This window comes from Paenibacillus marchantiophytorum, from assembly GCF_014640555.1.
Taxonomy (GTDB): Bacteria; Bacillota; Bacilli; order Paenibacillales; family NBRC-103111; genus Paenibacillus_E; species Paenibacillus_E marchantiophytorum.
Map to the genome: position 1 here is coordinate 43,388 of NZ_BMHE01000039.1, position 20,540 is coordinate 63,927.

16 protein-coding genes are annotated in these 20,540 nt (G+C 43.5%); 4 read left to right on the top strand and 12 right to left on the bottom strand.

Annotation, left to right across the window (positions count from 1 at the left end; genetic code table 11):
• Positions 1-41 precede the first annotated feature (41 nt).
• From IEY34_RS26820 to IEY34_RS26855, 8 genes are all read right to left on the bottom strand, one after another.
• Entirely contained in the window at positions 42-1,577 is a 1,536-nt protein-coding gene (locus tag IEY34_RS26820) for a polysaccharide lyase 6 family protein (RefSeq protein WP_189017608.1), read from the bottom strand.
• 41 nt (positions 1,578-1,618) lie between these two features.
• The gene (locus IEY34_RS26825) at positions 1,619-2,668 is read right to left on the bottom strand and encodes a glycoside hydrolase family 88 protein (RefSeq protein ID WP_229757859.1); all 1,050 of its coding nucleotides are present in this window, start codon (positions 2,666-2,668) and stop codon (positions 1,619-1,621) included.
• Between the two features lie 163 nt (positions 2,669-2,831).
• Positions 2,832-3,710, bottom strand: coding sequence for a carbohydrate ABC transporter permease (locus IEY34_RS26830; protein ID WP_189017611.1), 879 nt, complete (start codon positions 3,708-3,710; stop codon positions 2,832-2,834).
• Between the two features lie 13 nt (positions 3,711-3,723).
• The gene (locus tag IEY34_RS26835; protein ID WP_189017683.1) at positions 3,724-4,617 is read right to left on the bottom strand and encodes an ABC transporter permease; all 894 of its coding nucleotides are present in this window, start codon (positions 4,615-4,617) and stop codon (positions 3,724-3,726) included.
• 45 nt (positions 4,618-4,662) lie between these two features.
• Entirely contained in the window at positions 4,663-6,312 is a 1,650-nt protein-coding gene (locus IEY34_RS26840) for a type 2 periplasmic-binding domain-containing protein (RefSeq protein WP_189017614.1), read from the bottom strand.
• A gap of 138 nt (positions 6,313-6,450) precedes the next feature.
• Positions 6,451-8,337, bottom strand: coding sequence for a chondroitinase-B domain-containing protein (locus IEY34_RS26845; protein WP_189017617.1), 1,887 nt, complete (start codon positions 8,335-8,337; stop codon positions 6,451-6,453).
• Positions 8,338-8,631: 294 nt separating this feature from the next.
• Positions 8,632-10,956, bottom strand: coding sequence for a helix-turn-helix domain-containing protein (locus IEY34_RS26850; RefSeq protein ID WP_189017620.1), 2,325 nt, complete (start codon positions 10,954-10,956; stop codon positions 8,632-8,634).
• Between the two features lie 99 nt (positions 10,957-11,055).
• Positions 11,056-11,622, bottom strand: a complete 567-nt coding sequence (locus IEY34_RS26855) for a DJ-1/PfpI family protein (protein ID WP_189017623.1) — start codon at positions 11,620-11,622, stop codon at positions 11,056-11,058.
• A 163-nt stretch (positions 11,623-11,785) separates the two neighbouring features.
• On the opposite strand from IEY34_RS26855, the gene pdxR reads away from it, so the two are divergent.
• Positions 11,786-13,159 (top strand): MocR-like pyridoxine biosynthesis transcription factor PdxR, encoded by a 1,374-nt coding sequence (gene pdxR, locus IEY34_RS26860; protein ID WP_189017626.1) that lies wholly within the window; start codon positions 11,786-11,788, stop codon positions 13,157-13,159.
• Between the two features lie 22 nt (positions 13,160-13,181).
• On the opposite strand, the gene IEY34_RS26865 is transcribed toward pdxR, so the two are convergent.
• From IEY34_RS26865 to IEY34_RS26880, 4 genes are all read right to left on the bottom strand, one after another.
• Positions 13,182-14,054 carry a phosphotransferase gene (locus tag IEY34_RS26865; RefSeq protein WP_189017629.1) on the bottom strand — a complete coding sequence of 291 codons (873 nt, stop codon included), beginning with the start codon at positions 14,052-14,054 and terminating at the stop codon, positions 13,182-13,184.
• A 319-nt stretch (positions 14,055-14,373) separates the two neighbouring features.
• Positions 14,374-14,817, bottom strand: a complete 444-nt coding sequence (locus tag IEY34_RS26870; protein ID WP_189017632.1) for a cell wall hydrolase — start codon at positions 14,815-14,817, stop codon at positions 14,374-14,376.
• A gap of 145 nt (positions 14,818-14,962) precedes the next feature.
• Complete coding sequence (locus IEY34_RS26875; RefSeq protein ID WP_189017635.1) at positions 14,963-15,940, bottom strand: phosphotransferase enzyme family protein; 978 nt, start codon at positions 15,938-15,940, stop codon at positions 14,963-14,965.
• Positions 15,941-16,014: 74 nt separating this feature from the next.
• On the bottom strand, positions 16,015-16,677 hold the full coding sequence (locus tag IEY34_RS26880) for a PaaX family transcriptional regulator C-terminal domain-containing protein (RefSeq protein ID WP_189017637.1): 663 nt from the start codon (positions 16,675-16,677) through the stop codon (positions 16,015-16,017).
• 144 nt (positions 16,678-16,821) lie between these two features.
• On the opposite strand from IEY34_RS26880, the gene IEY34_RS26885 reads away from it, so the two are divergent.
• The 3 genes from IEY34_RS26885 to IEY34_RS26895 all read left to right on the top strand — a co-directional run bounded on the left by IEY34_RS26885 (position 16,822) and on the right by IEY34_RS26895 (position 20,358).
• On the top strand, positions 16,822-17,517 hold the full coding sequence (locus IEY34_RS26885) for a metal-dependent hydrolase (RefSeq protein ID WP_189017640.1): 696 nt from the start codon (positions 16,822-16,824) through the stop codon (positions 17,515-17,517).
• Positions 17,518-17,977: 460 nt separating this feature from the next.
• A complete protein-coding gene (locus IEY34_RS26890; protein ID WP_189017643.1) occupies positions 17,978-18,304 on the top strand; it encodes a sensor histidine kinase in 327 nt (108 codons plus the stop codon).
• 269 nt (positions 18,305-18,573) lie between these two features.
• Entirely contained in the window at positions 18,574-20,358 is a 1,785-nt protein-coding gene (locus tag IEY34_RS26895; RefSeq protein WP_189017646.1) for an AraC family transcriptional regulator, read from the top strand.
• The last annotated feature ends 182 nt before the right edge of the window (positions 20,359-20,540 follow it).

Sequence of the window (20,540 nt, forward strand, 5' to 3'; positions counted from 1 at the left end):
AAAGGGAGAACCCCTTAAATACACCCAAAAGCTTATACTTTCTATGATTTTGAGAAAGCCCTTACAGGTCCTACGTCATCTACCGTGAGCGGTCTCATAGCTCGAACATGACTTGAATCGTATTCCTCAGCGCCAATGACTATACATTGCCCGCTTGCCGCTGCCTGCTGTGCAGCACTTGTTTCATAGATCACCGTTCCAGCTTGGCTGACAATCAAATTGTTGTACACCTTCGTACCCACGGGTTGATAGGTTTTTCCGCCAAGAGCAAGGAAATGGGCATCAGCCCCTGGATTCACCAGCGTATTATTGAACACCTGGACATGATACTGCCGCCAATGCCCACGCAGAAGCGCTGTTCGCTCCTCTTGCGAAAGCTCTTCCAGAACCGCAGACTTTTCCTCATCTCCACTCATCCACTTTACAGTGGGATTTAAGCTTCCATCTGCTCCTCCATCATGTGATCCGCCATCAAGTCTAATCACCTGATCCGTCAAGCCTTCCATATAGTTGTCATAAATTTTGTGATCGTTGCCATAGATGCGAAAGCCGCTCATCCCCGGCTTTTCCCCGTCACCGAAGAAGAAGTTGCCGTAAAAGCTATTGCGATTCCCGTGTCGAGCGACGAATCCCCCGTACGAATTGCGAGACGTATTGTAGCGGATGATGTTGTCGCTGCACTTCACAGAAATAATCTCATCCTCGCCATCAAAACCGTCAAACAAATTATACTGGATCGTTACGTACCCAGGAGCTAATGAAAGACTGGATAATCCGAGCCTGATCGCCTCCAATCCGTTCGTAACACGCGGGCCGATCCCATGGAAATGATTATATTCAATCACATCATGCTGCGAGATCGTTCGTCCGCCATGCCCCTCACCATCATAAATAAGAACGGCGCCAAAGCCTCTCTTGGGCCCAATTTCATTGTAAGCGATCCGGTTGTAGCTGCTCACTCCCTCCACTCGGATATAATGGCGGTGCGTTCCATTGTCGGTGATCAGTTTAGCATCTTCATAAGGGGTCGGACCGCTATAAACGGCTCCATTCAGATCATAGCTGCTGCCATAACGGCAGCTGCCTTCAATGCCATACAACCCCCATACTGGACCCTTATTCGTGAGGAAACGATATGGCTGCCCGAGCTCATTCAAGGCAAACGTATTGCGAAGAATCGAAATTCGGCTAGAGCTCTGCAGTTGAATTCCTGGATGTACACCTTGCAAAATACGGTGAGATAGACCTCTATCTCTAAGCGACTGTTCGCTGGAGGTAGAGCCAATCCCACTATACATCATAAGCCCCGATACTTCGATATAGCTTGAATCCTCTATGTGCAAATAGCTGTCACCTGAGATAATAGCCATTCCCAAGCTAGCAGCCTCAATTCGAATCGGCATGCCGTCCGAACCCTGCTTATCCTTTACAACGAATGGGCCGCTTTGTTCATATATCCCGTTTTGCAGCTCAATGACGCTTCCTGCAACCGCTTCATCCAATGCCATCTGCAATTCTGCAGCCGTGCTAACCTTTATGTATGTCAGTATCGGCCGTACTTCCATATGTTCCCCCATATCCTAACCCCTCCATCATTCTCTATCATTCACTTGCATGCTTAGAACACACGATGCTTCCAGCCTTGCAGCTTGGCAAGAGCTTCAACATAATAGTAGTCGCCATAAATCAACGATACATTCACATTCGTCTCCGCCGGTTTATGCCCCGTTCCCCCACGGAGAATGCCTTCATGCTGCGGCTCATCGAAGGCGGTATATCGCTCCGATAAGGATTTCAAGATGCGCTCAGCAGCCGAGCGGTACTTATTGGCGTCCTCCGCTTGAACGACTTCGGCAAGTTCAAGCAAACCCGACGCCGCAATGCTTGCAGCGGACGTATCTCGTGGCGCCTCGCTTGCATTCGGTACCCGGAAGTCCCACGGAGGCACCATTTCTTCTGGCAGCGAGCTAAGGAAATGATGAGCTACCTGCTGAGCTGCATGCAGGTACTTCTCCTTCTTGGTATAACGATATGTGTTTGCCATACCATATAACGCCCAAGCATTCCCCCTGGACCAGCAGGAATCCTGTCCAAAGCCTTGCCCACCCATGTGCTCCAGCAATTCCCCCGTTATCGGATCGAATACAGCAATATGACAAGTCGATCCATCGCCACGGATCATATGCTTGATAACTGTATCGGCATGAGCACAGGCGATTTGAGAAAATCGCGGGTCCTGCAGCTCTTCGGAAGCCCAGAATAAGATGGACAAGTTCATCATACAGTCGATGATGGCCCACCCAGTCATATCACGATTCCAAGCCCTAAGAAACTGCCCAGCCAGATTGAATCGGCCTGCAAGGAAATTGGCTGCCGCAAGTCCCCTGCGTCGTCCGTCCATGTCTCCGGTCAGTTTGTACTTGAGGACAGAGGTCGGCAAATATTGGAACCCCACATCATGATGAAAATGGTTGTCTTCCAGCAGATGACGTTCCATCCGTATATCCCACTCCCAGGCAGCAAGCTTGTAGCGTTCTTCGGCGGTTAAATCATAAAGAATCCACAGCATCCCCGGCCAGAATCCGGAGATCCACTGATCCAGCTTTAAGCCATCATATGCCCCTGACCGGGCTGAATGCGGCGCTAGTTCAATCCCTCGGCTCAGCATGACATCAACCTTGTTCTGTACTCCTTTCCACCAAAAATCGATAGATGCTGGATCAATTATTGTTTGCTTTTCTATTATTGTTTGCTTTTCTATTATTGTTGGCTTTTCCATTGTTTGCTTTTCAATGATTGTTTGCTTTTCCATGAATGTGATCTTCTCCTTTTTATCCTTTGATAGCCCCGATTAAAGCGCCTTTCACAAAATATTTCTGCAGGAAGGGGTAGACCATAAGAATCGGCAATGTGGCCACGATAATGGTAGCATGCTTCAAGGTTTCCCCTATGATCGCCACATCCGCACCGCTGGATCCGCTCGCCATTGAGCCTGCTTCGTTCATCAGCAGAAGCTCTCTGAGTACAAGCTGCAGCGGGTACAGCGATCGGTCTTGCAAAAAGATTAGCGCGTTAAACCAAGCGTTCCAGTGACTCACCCCGTAGTAGAGCAGCATAACGGCGACAACAGGCATACAGAGAGGGAACATAATTCGAAACAGAATAACAAACTCATTGGCCCCATCTATTTTGGCCGATTCTTCCAGACTATCCGGTATCGCTTCAAATGCTGTTTTCATCAGAATAAGATTAAATGCTGAAATCGCTTGCGGAATAATTAAGGCCCACAATGTATTCGCCAAGCCCAGCCCTTTGACAGTAAAATAAAAGGGAATCATACCACCGCTGAAAAACATCGTAAAAACGATGTACAGCATGAGGGGCTTTCGATAGCCCAAGCATTTCCTCGACAACGCATACGCGCCCAGGGACGTGAGAAAAATGTTAAGCGTTAATCCCACGACAACAATGATCATCGTGTTGATATAGCCGTTCATGATTGTTCCATTTTGGAACACAAGCTGATAGGCATGAAGATTAAACTGAAGCGGTTTCCAGAGAATTCCGCTATGCTGCATATAGAGAGTAGGATCGCTTAGAGATGCAAACAAGACGTACACAATAGGATACACAGTAGCTACAGCGAGCAGTGACAATAACGCATAGTTTCCGATATCGAAAGTCCACTCACCGACTGATTTGCGATGCATATTCATCCCCCCTCTACCACAGGCTGGTATCGTTCAGCTTGCGGCTCAACCAGTTGGACCCAACAACAAGGGTGAAGTTAATAGCCGAATTGAATAAACCAACGGCCGAGCTGAAGCTGTAATTGAATTCCTGAAGCCCCACTCGATAGACATAGGAGCTAATAACATCAGCGGTATCATAGATGGTCGGATTATAAAGCAAAATAATTTTTTCTGTCCCCACACTCAGCATCCGGCCCATCTCAAGAATCAACAAAATGACAATCGTAGGCATGATTCCTGGCAGCGTGACATGGCGCATTTGCTTCCATCGTCCTGCGCCATCGATCTTCGCAGCCTCATACTGCTCGGTATCTATGCCCGCCAATGCCGCTAAATAAATAATCGTGCCCCAACCAATATGCTGCCACACACCCGACGAGACATATATCGTACGGAAAAACTGGGATTCAAGCAGCAAGGAGAGTCTCTCCCCGCCCAAAAAAGCGATAAAATCATTGATTAATCCCCCGCTTACGGTGAATTCCTTGATCATTCCGCATACGACGACGAGTGAGACGAAATGCGGCATATAGGTAATCGTTTGGATAGATCGCTTGAAGATCGTCTTCTTCACTTCGTTAAGCAGCAGAGCCAGGATAATCGGCGCAGGAAATCCAAAAACGAGATCATACAAGCTGATAAGAACCGTATTTTTAAGCGTGCGCCAGAAATAAATACCTTCGAAAAAGACATTAAAATGCTCGAATCCAGCCCACGGGCTTCCTATAATGCCAAGTCTTGGAGAGAAATCCTTAAAGGCAATAATTGCGCCATACATGGGAATATAGTGAAAAAGCGAAAAGAATAAAATCACAGGAGCCAGCATGAGATAGAGCAGCTTATTTTTGCGAATGTCATTCAACATTCCCCAACCTGGGAATGAATTTAATTTCACTGAGCTACCACCCTTCTATCTCTTGTTATAGCGATCAAGCGAATTCTGATAAATGACTACGGCGCGATCAATGCCCAGCTTTTTAATTTGTTCCACATATTTGCCATAATTCTCAAGCGGTTCCTTGCCCATAATAAACTTCGCAAACATTTCTTCCTTATAATTGCTTACATCGTTAATAATTTTGCCGAGCTCTTTGCTTTCTTCTGCGGTTGGCGTAAGAAATGCTGGAATTGTATGTTTAGCCGCATCGGTATTTGACCATACTTTGACCGCCTCATCTTGCTGAGGAAACGTATTCCAGTTTCGACGTTCATCTGCTTCATAAGGACCGTTTGGCTTTGTAAACTGAGCGACCATTTGCTGCAAGCTGTACTTCTCATTTTTCACGATCTGATCTGTATACGCAGGATTTCCGTCTTTCATGACATAGCTTTCGCCCTCGACGCCAAAATTAAACAATAGACTGCCTTTTGTGCTGTAAGCATAATCCAGCCAGCGAACAGCCAGCTCCGGATTTTTCGTAGTTGCCGAAACTGCTTTGCTAGGACCTGGATTATACTTAAAATCTCTCTGTCCTGTAAAAGGCTTCTCTCCCTTTTGAAGGACTGGATAGGGTGAGCCTACCAAATTGAATTTCGGATCCTTCGTTTTCATGGCATCCATCCATTTGCCCATTCCTCCGCTCAGCAAGGAAACGGTTGCGCCTGTTTGACCGCCAAGCATTTTCGTATCCAGCACTTTCCCGTCCGTCAGTGCAAAATCTTTATCAAACAAGCCTTCTGCATACCATTTACGGAACAAGGTTAGAAAGTCCTTATATTGGGGGTCGACAGGTCCATACTTGACTTTACCTGCGTCATCGAGATAGAAGCTGTTTGAAGTATGATAAGCACCGATAAAGGCATCGCGAATCTCAAAATTCCCATTGACGTAGGTCACACTAAGCGGGGCTTTTGCTCCCTTTTTGTCACGGAAGGCAATTAACGTTTTTTCCCAGTCATCAATCGTCTCAGGTAAGGGCAATTTAAGCTCATCCAACCAGTCTTTACGAATGATCGGCCCGCGGAATACAAGTCCGGATGGGTTGCGGATCATCGGAAATACGTAGTATTTGCCACTATCCGTTTTAATCATTTTGTCGAGCTCTTTGTCTTCCTGCAGCTTCTTCTTCAAGTTTGGCGCGTATTTATCAATCAAATCATTCAATTCCAGAATGACTTTATCGTTGATGGCCTTCTCAGGTCCGCCAGGGTAAGACCCCGAGCTTCGCCCCGTCCAATCGTATTCAATGACATCTGGCAGTTTCTCAGAGACAATCATGAGATTGAATTGCTCTTTCAGTTGTTGATCGTTCGGATGGATATACTTGACGTCAACACCCGTTTCTTTGACGAGCTGCTTGCCAAAAGGAGTTTCAGCCAAGTTTTGATAAAAGGTGATGGCATTGTTATTGAGGCCTTCCCATGATGTTAGCGTTTCCTTCGTAGTTATAGGATAGGTTGCTGTAGACTTGGTTGGATCAGCATTGGGCGTATTTACGCCGCCTTTGCCAGCGCTTCCCGTTTCCGAGCAGGCGGCAAGGACAATACTTGTTAACATGAGGATACTTAACCCCGCAGTGCCATATTTGCGATGCTTTCCTTGCGATCTTAGGCTTTCCATATTGGTTCCCCCATTCAATAGTTAACGGTTTGTATGTATCATTTTGCTTAAAAGAATAGAAAAAGTATATATTCAAAAACGAAACCCGTACGTTAAAACCGGAAATACGAGGTTTTGAGTACGGGTTTCGTTTTTACATTATGGGCTGTCAGGCCCTACATTCGAAGCATCAAGCGGTGAACGGACAATGGAAGTAGAAGAGCTATAATATTCATCTGCCCCAATATCGTTCGTTGAACGCGTTTGACCATCCATATCCTCTGTAACGTAAGGGTAGCTGCCGACAGCGGCATTAACGGCTGCGCTTCCAGAGGTTAACTTCTGCAGACCATTTATCGTTGTGAACGAAGGCGTTATGTTAAGAATTTCCGATGATGATCTTGAACGATTATTTACTGTACTGCCAAAGCCAATATTCCCTTCAAACACAGCGTTCGAAGTTTTCACTTCCTCATAAAGCGTCCCTGTGCTATTGCGAACGATGTTGTTGGCGATCCGACTGTCTACGGGTGCTGAGGTATAGCTTCTGCCGATGATGATGCCGAATGTGCTGTTAACGATCGTGTTGTTCGCAACTTGTGCGCGATACACTCGCCAATGCTTGCTTAAATCCCCACTGCCGTAGTTCGTGGAATTCGGTCCACCATCCCAATCTCCGCCATCCACGTTAATAGCGTCCGTAGTCAGACCTTCGAAGTAGTTATTATAAATGCGATGATCTGTGCCATAAATTCGGAACCCGCCAACTCCGGCTTTAGTTCCATTGCCCAGAAAGAAGTTGCCATAAAATTGATTGTTATTCCCATGTCTTGCCGTTATTTGTCCCTGCGAGTTGCGGATGGTATTGTACCTAATCGTGTTATTGCTGCTTTTCACCGAAATCACTTCCGGGTCCCCATCGCTGTTCTCAAATAAATTGTTTTCAACTGTCGAATTCCCGTTTAATAAGGATACACCGGATAAGCCAAGACGAATGCTCTCTTTCCCGTTGGTAATCCTCGGCGCGCTGTCATAGAAATAGTTGCGGTCAATAATCGTAAATCGCGACATATAGGTGCTTCCGTTTCCATCTACGGCGATGATAGGTCCGGGATCAGCTTTGGATCTGAATTCATTCCGATCAATCCGGTTATTGTCGCTGTTGATACCTCTGATATTCACCCAGTTGTTCGAAGCTCCGGTCTCATTCAGATTGAATACGTTGCGTGTCAAGCGGATATGGTTGGATTCATCCATTTTCACTGCATTGTTGCTTGCGCTGGTCGTAGTTGTAAATTTCAAGCCCGAAATCGTTACATAAGACGACTGATACAGATAGAAATAGGCGCCGCCAGCCAGAATGGCTTGCCCGCGATTAACGGCTTTTATTGTAATTTCATTGCCATCCGTACCGTTAATCCCATTAATATTGATAGGGCCTGTTTGGGAATAGGTGCCGTTCTCCAAATAAATGACCCTGCCTGGAATGGCTTGGTTAATCGCCGTCTGCAGCTGTCCTGGGGTGGAAACCGTTACTGAATCTTCAACAGGAGTTGCACCTCCATTCCCATAAATCTCTACCTCCGTATAGCTATTCCAGGCGTTCAGCGAATTGCCGTGTCCGACGATGCGCACATACCTAACAGAGGCAACATCAGTAAAATTAAAAGTTTGCAGGCCCTCGACTAAGCTGCTTGTTACATTTGCTTGAATAGTCGTAAAGGTCGTGTTGTCCGGAGAAGTCTGAATATCAAAAGTTGAAGTGCGTGTCGAACCATTCAAGAAAGCTATTTTGACATAAGCTACTGTTGCACTAGAACCTAAATCAAATTTAATCCATTCCCCATCACCGGTGGCTGACCAGCGGGTTCCAGTATTTCCATCTACCGTATTAGCAGGAACATTCCCATCACTGGAACTTGCCGTTACATTAGACCCCGAAATTGTAAATTTGGTGTCTGCAGCAGCAGCAAATCCTGGAATCAAGCTCATGAACAAGAATGCGCATAACAGTAACAGTGAAGCCTTCTTAAGTGATATCCTCATATAACTAACACCTTCCTTTTCATCTAATCTGATTGATTACCGCGACATGAAAGTGCTTACAAAAATCTTGTCTTGCAAAGTGTTGCTGAACACCACATCCTTTCCTCATTTTCCAGTTTATCTCGTGTTACCTCGTTATTGAACCTCATTTGGCTTCATTTGTTTATAGGCAAAAACAAGTATGATACGTAAAAAGCAAACTGAATCGTTTGTTTTTTGTAAACATGTAAGTGAAATAATAAAAATATCACCGCTGAACGAAAAAAAGAGCCCCTTTCGGACTCTTTACCAAAGTTAGATCTTCTGATACTTGCCAGGAGTCATCCCTTCAAATCGTTTGAATATCCGCAAAAACGTGCTTACATCGGCATAGCCAACACGCCCGGCAATTTCATTTACGGTTAATTTTTGCTCGGAAAGAAGTGCCTTGGCCGCTGTCAATCGCGTTTGGTTGATGAGATCGAGCAGAGTTTCACCTGTATGTTCTTTGAATATTTTGGACACGTAGGATGGCGTTAACGAAAAGGATTCTCCGATCATCGAAATATTCAAATTCACATCTCGAAAATGCATCTCAATATAGGCTCGTATATCATTAATCAAATACGCGCGATGATTTTTCTTTTCGGTTTGAATCCATTCACAAACCTGCATCAGTACCCGATTCATATGCGTCATCATTTCCTGAATCGTTTCACAGTTCAACAAACATTCCACGTCTTTGACATGAGCCTCAAAATTCCGCCTGCTGATCGTGCTCACCTCATCCAGCGTCTTAAGCATGGTACTTGCCAGATTAAACAAAAGGCATTTGGCAAGAGCAACCGAAACAGGATGGGCCTTGAAATTCGCCTCATAAATCTCTCCTAACAACATCTGCGCTTTGGGCAAGTTGCCCGTCTTTACATAGTAAATGAGCTGTTGTTCAACGCTTAAAGGATAATAATAATTCCGCTGAGATTGCGCAGACTCCCTACTTTTATCCTTGTACTGAATCAGTTGTCCACTCCCAAGTACGATTCGATACTCCAGTGCTTCCAGCGCTTCATGATACGATTGTGAAATTCCATAAACATCACTGTGAACTCCGCTCACAGCAATCGTCATTTCGGCATGAATTTGTTCCTTCATGAAATCTTGCGTTTGGGAGGCCATTCGATTTAATTCCTTACCTTCCTCTTCTTCACTTAGAAATGGCTTCAAATTAATGATACACGCTATCAGTTCGTTCACTTCCGTTGAATAAACCGTTGCGTTCTTGCCAGCCAACTCCTCAATCACATTGCTTAAAATGAAGTGGAGCATCAGCGTCTTCTGCCCGCAAGAGTCCTGCCCTTCGTCATCCTGTAGCTTGCCATAAGCATCCACACTGAAAAGCAGCACTGCAAACCGATCGGAATGGAATTGAACGTTGTGGGTGATGAAAGATTCCTCAAGCGGAAATTTCCGCTCCAATTGCCCCTTCAATAAACGTGTCAAGAAATGAGTTCTAATCGTATTATTATGTAGTTTCAATCGGTCACTGATAGCATCTTTTTCCACAAATGTATGATGAAGCGCGTTCTGTAGAAATGAATATTCATTTGATTTGCCATCAAAACGAAACCCTGATTTTTGCGTCATGTTCTGCAGCAGCACCTGAATCGGCATATAATTTTTTCGCAAAAAAATAATAGTGACAATAATGCCAATCAACAAACCTAAAGCAATACTCAATCTAGTTATATTCTTCAAGTATTCCATTTTTTCATTAAAAATGTTTGCCGGCAAAACCGATACATATTTCCAACCCGTTAGCTCAGATGTCAGGTAAGACAATGCCGCTTTGTCTTGATTCATTTCTACATAAACCAAACCCTTTTTCCCAAGCAAGCGCTCATAAGGCAGCTGATCTTGAAGCTTCTCTTTATCTTTGGACGATGCAATGAAGTGATTATCTTTATCCAGAATCAAAACCCTTGAATCATTATATTGCGGGAGACTTTCCAGCAGCTTATTCACGTTAATCAGGAAAATGAGAATAGGATGGGGCTGAATCGGATTATTAAAGATGAGCGAGCGGGCAAGCATCACCGTAGACGTGGGCTTTCCTTCGTTCCAATACAACATGGGGGAATACTTGTTGACATATTTACCAGCAAATAACTGAGTCCATTCCTCAAAGCTAGTCTCATCGCGCTGCCTCATGATGGCATGAAGACCGCGGGAATCAATGTGGTTAAACGTAGATATGACGGTATCACTATTCCCGTACATCACATAGATTTGCTCCATATAATCATTCGCATTCTGATACGTTCGTAAATTCTCAGCGATATTGAACAGTTGAAAATAATGATCATCGGATAATGGCTTTTCTACATTCGTGAAAGAGACTATATTTTTGTTCAAAGCAACTTCCAAACTTAATTGTTCCAAGCCTTTTAACTTACTGTCAATGGATAATTCGATTTGCGTGAGCAGCAGCTCATTGGCCCGATTAATTTCTTTCTCCACCAAACTGTGCGTAGCAGAGTAAAGAATTAAACTAATCACAATAGGGACTAACAATACAGATAAGTAAGAGAATATCCATGTTACAATTACACTCCTATTATAATTTCGGAGCTGCAGCCGCATACGAATGACCTCCTGACCATATTTCTGTAATCATTATACATGGCTTATGAGAGCGATTACAAACGATGTTTCATTTGATATTTTGTCAAATCGAATAAATCACAATTTATAATAAGGATAATCCATTAATTTTTGAATTTCTTGTGCAGATTCACTATTTGTTATTGTTTCTATAAAAAATAAACCAAGATCGATTGAAGCTGTGATCCCACCGCCGGTAAATACATCACCATCACGCATGGCTCGTACTTTTACGACATCTTTGCAATAAGGCTTTAGCAAGTCTAAGGCCAAGGGGTTAGTGGTAATCGTCTTCCCCTTAGTAAAGCCTGCAGCACCTAACAAAAGAGCTCCCGTGCACACTGAAACTTTATATTTTACATTTTGTGCTGTTTTAATCCAAGTCATAAATTCTATGTCATGTATTAAAGACCTTGTCGCTATCCCGCCGGGTATAAAGATTAAGTCATACTCAGATAAATCTTGAAATACACGATCTACTTTAATTACCATCCCACGGTCATCCTTGACTTCTTGTTTATTTGAACAAGTTTCCCAAGTTAAATCATCTAGGATATTACGCTTTTTTAGCCATGTCACTGCATTATGAAATCCAGAAAAATCCAACGTTGTCATGTCATCAAATAATATAAATGCCATCTTCATCTTAAATCGCTCCTCAAAATTAGTATTTGTAAAAACATATTACAAATTTTATAATAATCCTGACCCTTTAATAAGGAACAGTTTACATACATATTTAGGGGTCAGTTAGGAGGGGAATAGCATCGAAATTATCCTTTCATTTAATGCTGTTGGGCCACAATATTTGCAATTGTATACCTATATCCGTTCTCTAATCCAGGATGGTGCCATAAAAGATGGTGAGAAGTTACCATCTATTCGTTCTCTTAAGGGACAACTAAACATTAGCAAAACGACAATAGAAACTGCCTATCATATGTTGTTGGAAGAGGGTTATGTTTTCAGTAAGCAGAGATCGGGATTAATTGTAGTTAACCCGCTTCTTCCGCAACCAGCGAATCGATCTGCTTCTCTCAATGAACCGACAGGCTCGGATCTATCACGAACACAAGTGGACAATAAAGATCATATTGATTTCAATCTTCTAACCGTTGACGGTGAATCGTTCCCCATTCGTATATGGAAATCAATCATTGGGGAATCTCTGTCAAATCATTGTCAATTCATTCACCAATATGGTGAATCCCATGGTGAATATTCATTGCGAGAAAGTATTTCAACCTATCTTCGGAATTCACGCGGCGTCACGTGTTCACCTGAACAAATTGTAATTGGTAGTGGTATTTCTTATAGTGTTCAGCTACTCTCTAGATTGATTGGAGAGCGTTCTTTCATTGGCATTGAGAAGCATGGGATAGCTCAAGTCAGACAAGTTTTTAGTCAAAATAATTTCCATCTCATTCCGATCTCGATGCATGATGATCAACATTTTGAGAACGTATTAACAAAGAATAAAATAAACATCTTATACGTAACTCCGTCACATCGTCCCACGGGTAGTCCTTTGCCGTTTGGTAAAAGGCAGGAAATGCTTCAATGGGCCTATAAAAATAATGGTTATATTATAGAAGACGATTATGATGGCGAACTCCGGCTTTCCGGCAAACCCGTCCCTTCACTTCAAGGGCTGGACAAAAATGGGGTCGTTATCTATATTGGAACATTCTCAAAGGTTTTCACCCCTGCTTTACGTTTAAACTATATGATTTTACCCCCTAGTCTACTTGAAAAACTTCAAAACTTAGACTATATCTTGTCTGGACCTTCTCGAATTGATCAATGGGCCATGCAACTGTTCATTTCCCGTGGGCATTGGTACAGGCATTTAAGACGCATGCGGAAATTATATCGAATAAAACATGATTTCTTAGTTCAATTACTGCATAGACATCTGCCTGCATCTGTCCGGGTTGAATTCAGTGGATCTGGGTTACACATCGAATTATCTATCACTACTAAAATAAGCACTGAAAAATTAATTGAATTAGCACGAAACGAGGGTGTGCTTGTGTATGGAGGCCAGGATGCACAAACACATTCTGATCAAAACGAAGCCAAAATCTATCTAGGATTCGGAGGAATAAAAGAAAAAGACATGGAACGCGGAGTACTCTTGTTAAAAAAAGCCTGGTCTGAAGTCCTGAACATAGAAGTATGAGTCTTAGCTCTTGTTATTAAGATTATTCGTATTTAGACAAAGACTTCCAATATTCCCATGCTTCTAAGTAATCCTCTAAATCATGTGGGTGGAATCGTATACATATTCCAATTCGACAATAAAGTTGAAAGATTACTTCTTCAATTAGCCTTGATCTCTCAATAGGTTCATGATTGAGCAAAGAAAATGTTGCCATTAAAGTTTCCAGGTTCAAATCGTCTGGAGAAGAGCAAAAAGCATATGTAAAATCATAAAGCAAAGGACCAATCATTGGTGATGGGTCGATAACTCCAATCAGTGAAAGTTCATGAAAAACAAAATTATGTACACCCGTATCTCCATGCAGCAAATATCTAGATCCATACTCTGCACTCTTCGATATGTTTTCAACAATTGATTTCACTCTATCATAATCCTCAACTGACAAAAGGCTGCCCCAATCATTTCTTGTATCCTCCAAACTCCGATAATTCCATTCACTCCAAGTTTGAATTGGTCTTTGCAACCTTCCCCAGCTGTCCGTTTGTTGAGACTTTTCGTAATGATTGAATAACTCCTTAACTACAACTTTCATCCAATTCATTTTTAAACCACGATTTTCATGAGTTGTACCAGTCATATAGGGATACACAATAAAAGTCATTCCAGGATCCGTATAAACAATTTCAGGTAGAATACGAATGTGCCGATATGTAGTGAGAAAGTGTTCGGCTAAGGTAATTTGTTGCTGATGATCTATCTTTAACACATATTTTGCTTCGTTGTGCTCTGAAAGAATATAAACAAGCCCATCGGTAGTTCCTTTCATATTATTCACCGTAATTTCAATGGTATCAATCACACCCTTTTCATGGAGATTATTAATGATTCTATTCATATCTACTTTATCTAACATAATATTTTCCCCTTTTGTTGAAAATCCATATTTTAGAAAATCCATTCTATCTGATCATAGGTTGGTTTTGGAGGGGGATCAAGATAAAGTTTCGGTTTATTCAACTATGCTGCTCGTTAGCACAACGCGACCCCAAATATAAACCATGGTAATGATACTATCAACAAAAACACTCCGAAAACATACGGTAAAAAATCTTGCAAACTATATGATTCACCTGAAGTGTACTGCACCGTTCCGCACAAAAGGCTGCACTAGGCAGCCTTTTGTGGTTTGTTCAACTATCGTTCTGCGGTAGTTCAATCTCTAACCCGACAAATTAAAAAGTATTATATACATTTTCACACTCTTTCGCGCTCGGTTCATAAAAACAGTGCTTCTTCCATCGTCCTGCAAGCGGCTGATTATACCAAGTTGCCGGACATGGTCCGGGATTATCGAACGATCCAGGCCGGAAATACCATAGGGAGAATTTGCCTGGCCAATCCCGTTCCCCATTCACAGTCCGTTGGGCCAGACGGCGTTCCCTCTCTCTTGCGTTTTGATAGTACGTACCATGTTGCAATGCTTCGAACGCATGCGGTTGGTTGATCATTTGGGGAATTGTCCGGATTCCTTTGAAATCGGAGCAATTCGCTCTTATTCGGTTAATGCCAACATTTCCAACAAGGAGCATACCCTTTTCGCCCTCGGTCTCAGCTTCTGCTCGAAGCAACCTTGCCAACATATCAATATCCTGTTTCCTGGCTTTTACGACTGCCATTTGCTCACCTCTTTAGATTTCTATACACATCATATTGTGGGTGAAGCGGATGTGTTACTCTGGCAAAATAGTGAGCGATAATAAAGAGCCGTTCCATCACTGCCAACTAATTTTGTCAGCAGCCTTCTCGATCTAATAAGTTGTCTCAAAGCATGTGTAATTCTAGTAATTGCTTTATTGATGAGCTATTCTTATTCAGCCAGTTATTTCTATTGTAGAATTGATTGAATATGTAATTGAAGTTCTCTTTTATATCATTCCCTGAATGATGCATACCGATATAGAAATGAAGTACCGCGATATGATACACCTGGGTCATTAACTGAAGGCTCTTTCGATGACGGACATAGCCCTGAATGAATGCCTCAGCCATTTCCAAAGAGCCATTACTCATCTGAAGAATATGATTAAGGCAAATGGTAAACTCCATAAAGCTCGCATCAATTGATGTAAAATCAAAATCTAGTACACCAACAATTTTATTATTTTGTGCCAATAAGTTAAATATCAACAAGTCGTGATGAACAAGTTGTTTGGGCAATTCCATTAATTTGTGCATATTTTTATCCAGTGAAGAAATCATTTCTTGATAAAAAGTTAGGTTAGTTTCGGGAATTTGAAAAGGTGGATTTTCCATAAAAGATATCACCGCAAGATGATCGGCTAGTGGATGAAGAGCATAAATCTCCAAAAAAGATTTCCCCTGGTACTCTAGTAGTCCAGTTTCGTAATTAATTAGTGTGGAAGAGATTTCTCCGACAACATGACCAAATTCAGCAGCATATTTGATATCTAACAATGCAGGGACAATCCCTTCAACAAAGGAAACCAATGCACCTAGCATTCCGTTTGAGAATTGTACATATTCATTTCCTGTAAGTGTGTGAAGAAATACAGGTACTTGAAAAGATAGATCTTTTTTATTGAGAAATGATGTTATTTGAGATTCAAATTCAATGCCTTCTATATTTTTGGTATATGGATTATAGATGCGAATTACGTACTTTTCACCATCAATCGTTATTATTTTTGTTAGGTTTGTCAGACCAAATGGAACCGACTCAATAGTATAAGTCTCATCTTTAAAATAATTACGAACTAACTCATCTATCGCTTCCTGCATGAGATCCTCCATTTTATGTCTTGAATCTATCCCACTATCGTTCAGCCTTTGTTCAAATAAGGAGTCACATGTATTTACACGAGAAATTGATAATAATTAGAAGAACTAGGGATGAGAGTGGCGAACGATTGAAACGAACGATACAACTCAGCGATTACGCGGTGCCCCATCCAATCGTATGGAAGCAGCGACACCGGAAGCATGGGATCCCTAAGGCTAATCTCGCTGATAACCTCTCCGACATGCAAATAAAGGACGAACAGCTCTAAGGGATCCATCCTTCCTCTGATTTCCTTATTCAAAGCCGGCACGAATTCGTCTTGATACCACTGCCACTTCTCCTGATGCAGGCGATGGATGTCAGCTAACGGCCAAATGTCGGCTGCCCGCTCTGGAGTAATATCCCGATACAAAATCGACGCTTCCGAGATAGTGACGTATTCATCCATGGAGGCCGCTTGAATTAATGACAAAAGCTGCTTTCTATAATCCCAAGGAGAGACATATACGCCTTTATATAGTTGACCGAAGCCAAGCTGCAGCAGCTGTAAACGGAATTGATCCCTTCTTTGCCTCTCCGGCTCCGGTACCTCGAAGTGCACGAAATACCATTTACGGTTCCAGTCCACATCGTACTGCCGCGGTTTCCGGTTCACGAAGGATACAAACTGCTCCCCTTTGTCCATGATGGAATACTGGGAACGCTCTTCCGCATAAATATACTTTTCTTTCTTCATTCGTGAAAGAACGTTCCTAATCGACTGTTCCTTATAACCGCGTTTTGTATAAATTTGTACTAACTCTTTAGTATGCATGCAACGCTTTTTTGTCAGCAGGAAAAGTATCTGCTTTTCGATTGACAGCATTCGGTTTTTGAAAAAATGAACCTTATTTTTCACGGACACTCTTGCATTCAAATCTCGGATGGGGAGCACTCAATCGTCATCGATCCATTCTTGACCGGCAATCCCGTTGCCAAATCGAAAGCCGAGGACATTAAAGTTCAATATATCTTGCTTACACACGGACACACGGATCACACCGCTGATGCGGAAGCTATCGCCAGAGCTAACGATGCCACCATCATAGCCACTTTTGAGCTCGCTACCTATTACTCTTGGAAGGGCCTCAAAACGATCGGAATGAACATCGGAGGAACTGTGGACTTAGGATTTGCCAAAGCAAAGCTTGTTCATGCATTCCACAGCTCTTCCATCATCTTTTACGATTCCCAAAGCATCGTCTATGCAGGCATGCCGGGCGGATTTGTCCTAGATTGGAACGGAGTTACGCTTTATCATGCCCGCGACACCTCCTTGTTCGGAGATATGAAAATGATCGGCGAACTTCACGATATTGATTACGCGGTACTGCCAATCGGGGATTTTTACACAATGGGGCCTAAGGATGCTCTGCTTGCAGCAAAGTGGCTGCAAGCAAAGAACGTGATCCCGGTTCATCACAGCACATTCCCGGGCATCGCGCAAGATACTGTCGCCTTCACCGCGCAGCTGAAGGAGCAAGGAATTGAAGGCTTCGCTCTCCAGCCAGGAGAACAACTTACACTTGTAAAATAGTAGGTGTCATTACTACGCATATCAATCTGCATCATCTCGTTCTGACCGTTACGAACCTTGATTTCCGATTTTTTCAATGTATTGTTCAGCATTAATGAGCAACTCTACGAGTGCCATTTTTGATATTTTTTTCGAATATGTAGATTACCTAGTATCATGTGAACGTGTAAAAAGGAGCTGCCGTGGCAGCTCCTTCATCGTTTGTTAGAGTCCTTTATTCAACAAACGTTAATGTTTTTTATCCAAGTCAATGCACCTTGAGACAAGCCCTTACGAACTCAATAACCTTTATTCAATCAAAATCGTCCATTCTGAAAATCTAATGAATTCCAGATGCTCTATCTCAGGAAAACTATCACCTTTCCGCCTAAAATCTGCTCGATAGCGACAATTCAGTTCATTAAATCTCCAAAGCAGCCATTTTCTCGTCTATAAGCATCTTACAGTTCGTGAGATGCCTTTGAGACCGATAACCGCCGTATCGAAGAAGTCTGAATTAATTCATGAAAATTATCAATCGAAGATCCGCGAGAAGGAGCTCATGTTTCTTGAGAAAGAAGCCCAGCTTCACGCCCTTCAGCAGCAAATTAACCCCCACTTTTTATACAACACGCTTGAATCCATTAAATGGATGGCCTTTCGACAGGGGGCTAACGAAATCGTTGAAATGACAACAGCGTTAGGGCAATTTTTCAGAGGAAGTATTAGCAAAAAAAGCGGATTAGTTAGGATGTGGGATGTCTCAGCAGCCTTACAAAATTCCTTAACCGTCAAATTGATTTTGTAGCCCATCGTAAAAAACGCGATTATACACGGTCTGGATACGATTGAAGCGGACGGTCTGCTGATGATACCCTTACGTAACCCAGGCTTGATTCAACGGTAAAACACCTCGATCTGCCAACGAGCTTCGTGCATCTGAGCAACCTGCTGGCAATAAGGTTTGAACTAGCTTGGTAAACATGGTAGACTTTTTCGAGAGGCCGCCTCTTTCACAAAGAGCGGCCTTTTCAATCTATTTCGACGACAGGCTCTCCTAGGAGTTGACATCAACCTATGATTGTGGAAAATCACCTTATACTTTGGAACCATGCATCGCTCAAAATAATGGACGTGCAGCGAATCGTGCTGCCGATTGGCGAGTATTTGAACACATCCCAGCTTTCGTCGAGTGCTCTATTATACACGATAAAAGGTCGTGCCCGGCTCCTGCTGGACGGATATGAGCACCATGTGGAGAGTGGCTATGTTAGTCACGCTGGCAAAGGCACAGTTCTTACTATCACAGACGTCACCGACCATTTAGACTATTATATTATTATGTATAAGGCCTCTCTACCGCTCCCTTGCAGCCAAGATCATCTTCAGTTGCTGGCTCGCACGGCCCCCTTTGAGATCCAATATGGTTACGCGGTCAGCCATGCTGCTCCGCTGCTCGTCTTCTTGTCCCGTATGAAGAGGGAATGGGACCAGACAGAAGCAATGGCGAAGCTGCAGGTGAAATCGTTATTTTATCAGTTCATTTGCGAGCTGATGGGACAACTGCAACACCTGCGATTGGAGCAGGCTTCACCGGAGGATATCGTGCTGCAGGCTGTCAGATACATGGATGAACACTATTCCGAACCGATCACAGCAGACACACTTGCAGCGCTATTGAATTGCAGCTCTAGGACCATGCAGCGAATGTTCAACAAGCGGCTGGCACTTGGGCCAATTGATTACCTGATGCAGATCCGGATAGACAAGGCCAAGGAATTACTTTGTCGTACGAATGCAGGGCTCAAGAATATCGCCGAAGCCGTCGGTTACGTAGATAGCTACTATTTCAGCCGATTATTTAAGCGTTACACGGGCGTTTCTCCAAGCACATATCGAGAATCAATGCATCAAGCCAGCGGTGATGAACCGGAGAATGTTACTGTAATCGCGCCTACGCTGGAAACAGTTGGCAGCGTAAAGAATGCAGCGTCAGATCCACTTGATGCTGCTATCCGTCGCTCACTGCGGACGATTATTCATCTTAAAGGCGAGCTGCTGCTCCAGCGGCAGCCAGAGAAAATTGCTGTGCTGGATCCCCAGTTTATGGACCATATGCTGGCTCTAGGTGAACAGCCGGCTGGCAGCGTCATGGTAACCGGATATCTTAACGGCTTTCCTGAGTATCTGATCACCAAGCTCCGTGCGGTCCAAGCTTTGGGTACGTTGAATGAACCCGATCTGGAAGCCCTGCGTGCTTTGGCGCCCGATCTGATCATCTGTACCGAGTTCCAGAAGAACATTTATGAAAGCCTCACGCATATAGCGCCAACCGTCATGCTCGAGCGCAATCGTGACTGGCGAGAAACATTGCGAACCCTCGGGCGGATTATGGGCAAGAAACTTGAGGCGGAACAGGTCATACAGCAGTATAAACACAAGATCAGCGGGCTGAAATCGCTGCTTGCAGCCAAGCTGCATGGGCAGTCGGTAACGATGATCCGGCCGCGGGACAATACCATTAGGCTGCATACATGTGCTCATCGTACGGCGGCCATTCTATACAGCGATCTGGGGCTGCAGCCGCCGAAGCTAGCGGTTGACCGCAAAAGGACCAGTTCAATGATAGCATTGGAGGGGTTGCCGGAGCTGGATGCGGATCATTACTTCGTATTGACTGACAACAAATTTCAAGCTTGGTCGGATGAGATCCAGACCACGACTACTTGGAAAAGTCTGCGCGCCGTGCAGCAGCAGCATGTTTATCACGCCAAAGCGAGCATTTGGATTGCTTATTACGGCCCTATCGCGATGAATCAGGTGGTCGATCAAGTGGCTGAAGTCTTCTTGGATGCCAAATAATCCATTTCTTATACAAACACTGTTGGTTCCGGATCCGCCGATCCGAGCAACAGTGTTTTTGTGTCGCCACAATCCATCGATATTGGCGCAAATATCCATTGAAGATAATGGAACTAGCCGTTATAGTGTTGTAAGTGACGATGAGTTTCATTCTCAATAAGAAAAAGTGGAGGAATTATATC

What these genes read in the sequence shown, in the direction of transcription:
- IEY34_RS26820 (WP_189017608.1), bottom strand. Translation starts at nt 1,577, where the DNA reads ATGGGGGAACATATGGAAGTACGGCCGATACTGACATACATAAAGGTT.
- IEY34_RS26825 (WP_229757859.1), bottom strand. Translation starts at nt 2,668, where the DNA reads ATGCTGAGCCGAGGGATTGAACTAGCGCCGCATTCAGCCCGGTCAGGG.
- IEY34_RS26830 (WP_189017611.1), bottom strand. Translation starts at nt 3,710, where the DNA reads ATGCATCGCAAATCAGTCGGTGAGTGGACTTTCGATATCGGAAACTAT.
- IEY34_RS26835 (WP_189017683.1), bottom strand. Translation starts at nt 4,617, where the DNA reads ATGTTGAATGACATTCGCAAAAATAAGCTGCTCTATCTCATGCTGGCT.
- IEY34_RS26840 (WP_189017614.1), bottom strand. Translation starts at nt 6,312, where the DNA reads ATGGAAAGCCTAAGATCGCAAGGAAAGCATCGCAAATATGGCACTGCG.
- IEY34_RS26845 (WP_189017617.1), bottom strand. Translation starts at nt 8,337, where the DNA reads ATGAGGATATCACTTAAGAAGGCTTCACTGTTACTGTTATGCGCATTC.
- IEY34_RS26850 (WP_189017620.1), bottom strand. Translation starts at nt 10,956, where the DNA reads ATGCGGCTGCAGCTCCGAAATTATAATAGGAGTGTAATTGTAACATGG.
- IEY34_RS26855 (WP_189017623.1), bottom strand. Translation starts at nt 11,622, where the DNA reads ATGAAGATGGCATTTATATTATTTGATGACATGACAACGTTGGATTTT.
- IEY34_RS26865 (WP_189017629.1), bottom strand. Translation starts at nt 14,054, where the DNA reads ATGTTAGATAAAGTAGATATGAATAGAATCATTAATAATCTCCATGAA.
- IEY34_RS26870 (WP_189017632.1), bottom strand. Translation starts at nt 14,817, where the DNA reads ATGGCAGTCGTAAAAGCCAGGAAACAGGATATTGATATGTTGGCAAGG.
- IEY34_RS26875 (WP_189017635.1), bottom strand. Translation starts at nt 15,940, where the DNA reads ATGCAGGAAGCGATAGATGAGTTAGTTCGTAATTATTTTAAAGATGAG.
- IEY34_RS26880 (WP_189017637.1), bottom strand. Translation starts at nt 16,677, where the DNA reads ATGAAGAAAGAAAAGTATATTTATGCGGAAGAGCGTTCCCAGTATTCC.
- IEY34_RS26885 (WP_189017640.1), top strand. Translation starts at nt 16,822, where the DNA reads ATGAACCTTATTTTTCACGGACACTCTTGCATTCAAATCTCGGATGGG.
- IEY34_RS26895 (WP_189017646.1), top strand. Translation starts at nt 18,574, where the DNA reads ATGATTGTGGAAAATCACCTTATACTTTGGAACCATGCATCGCTCAAA.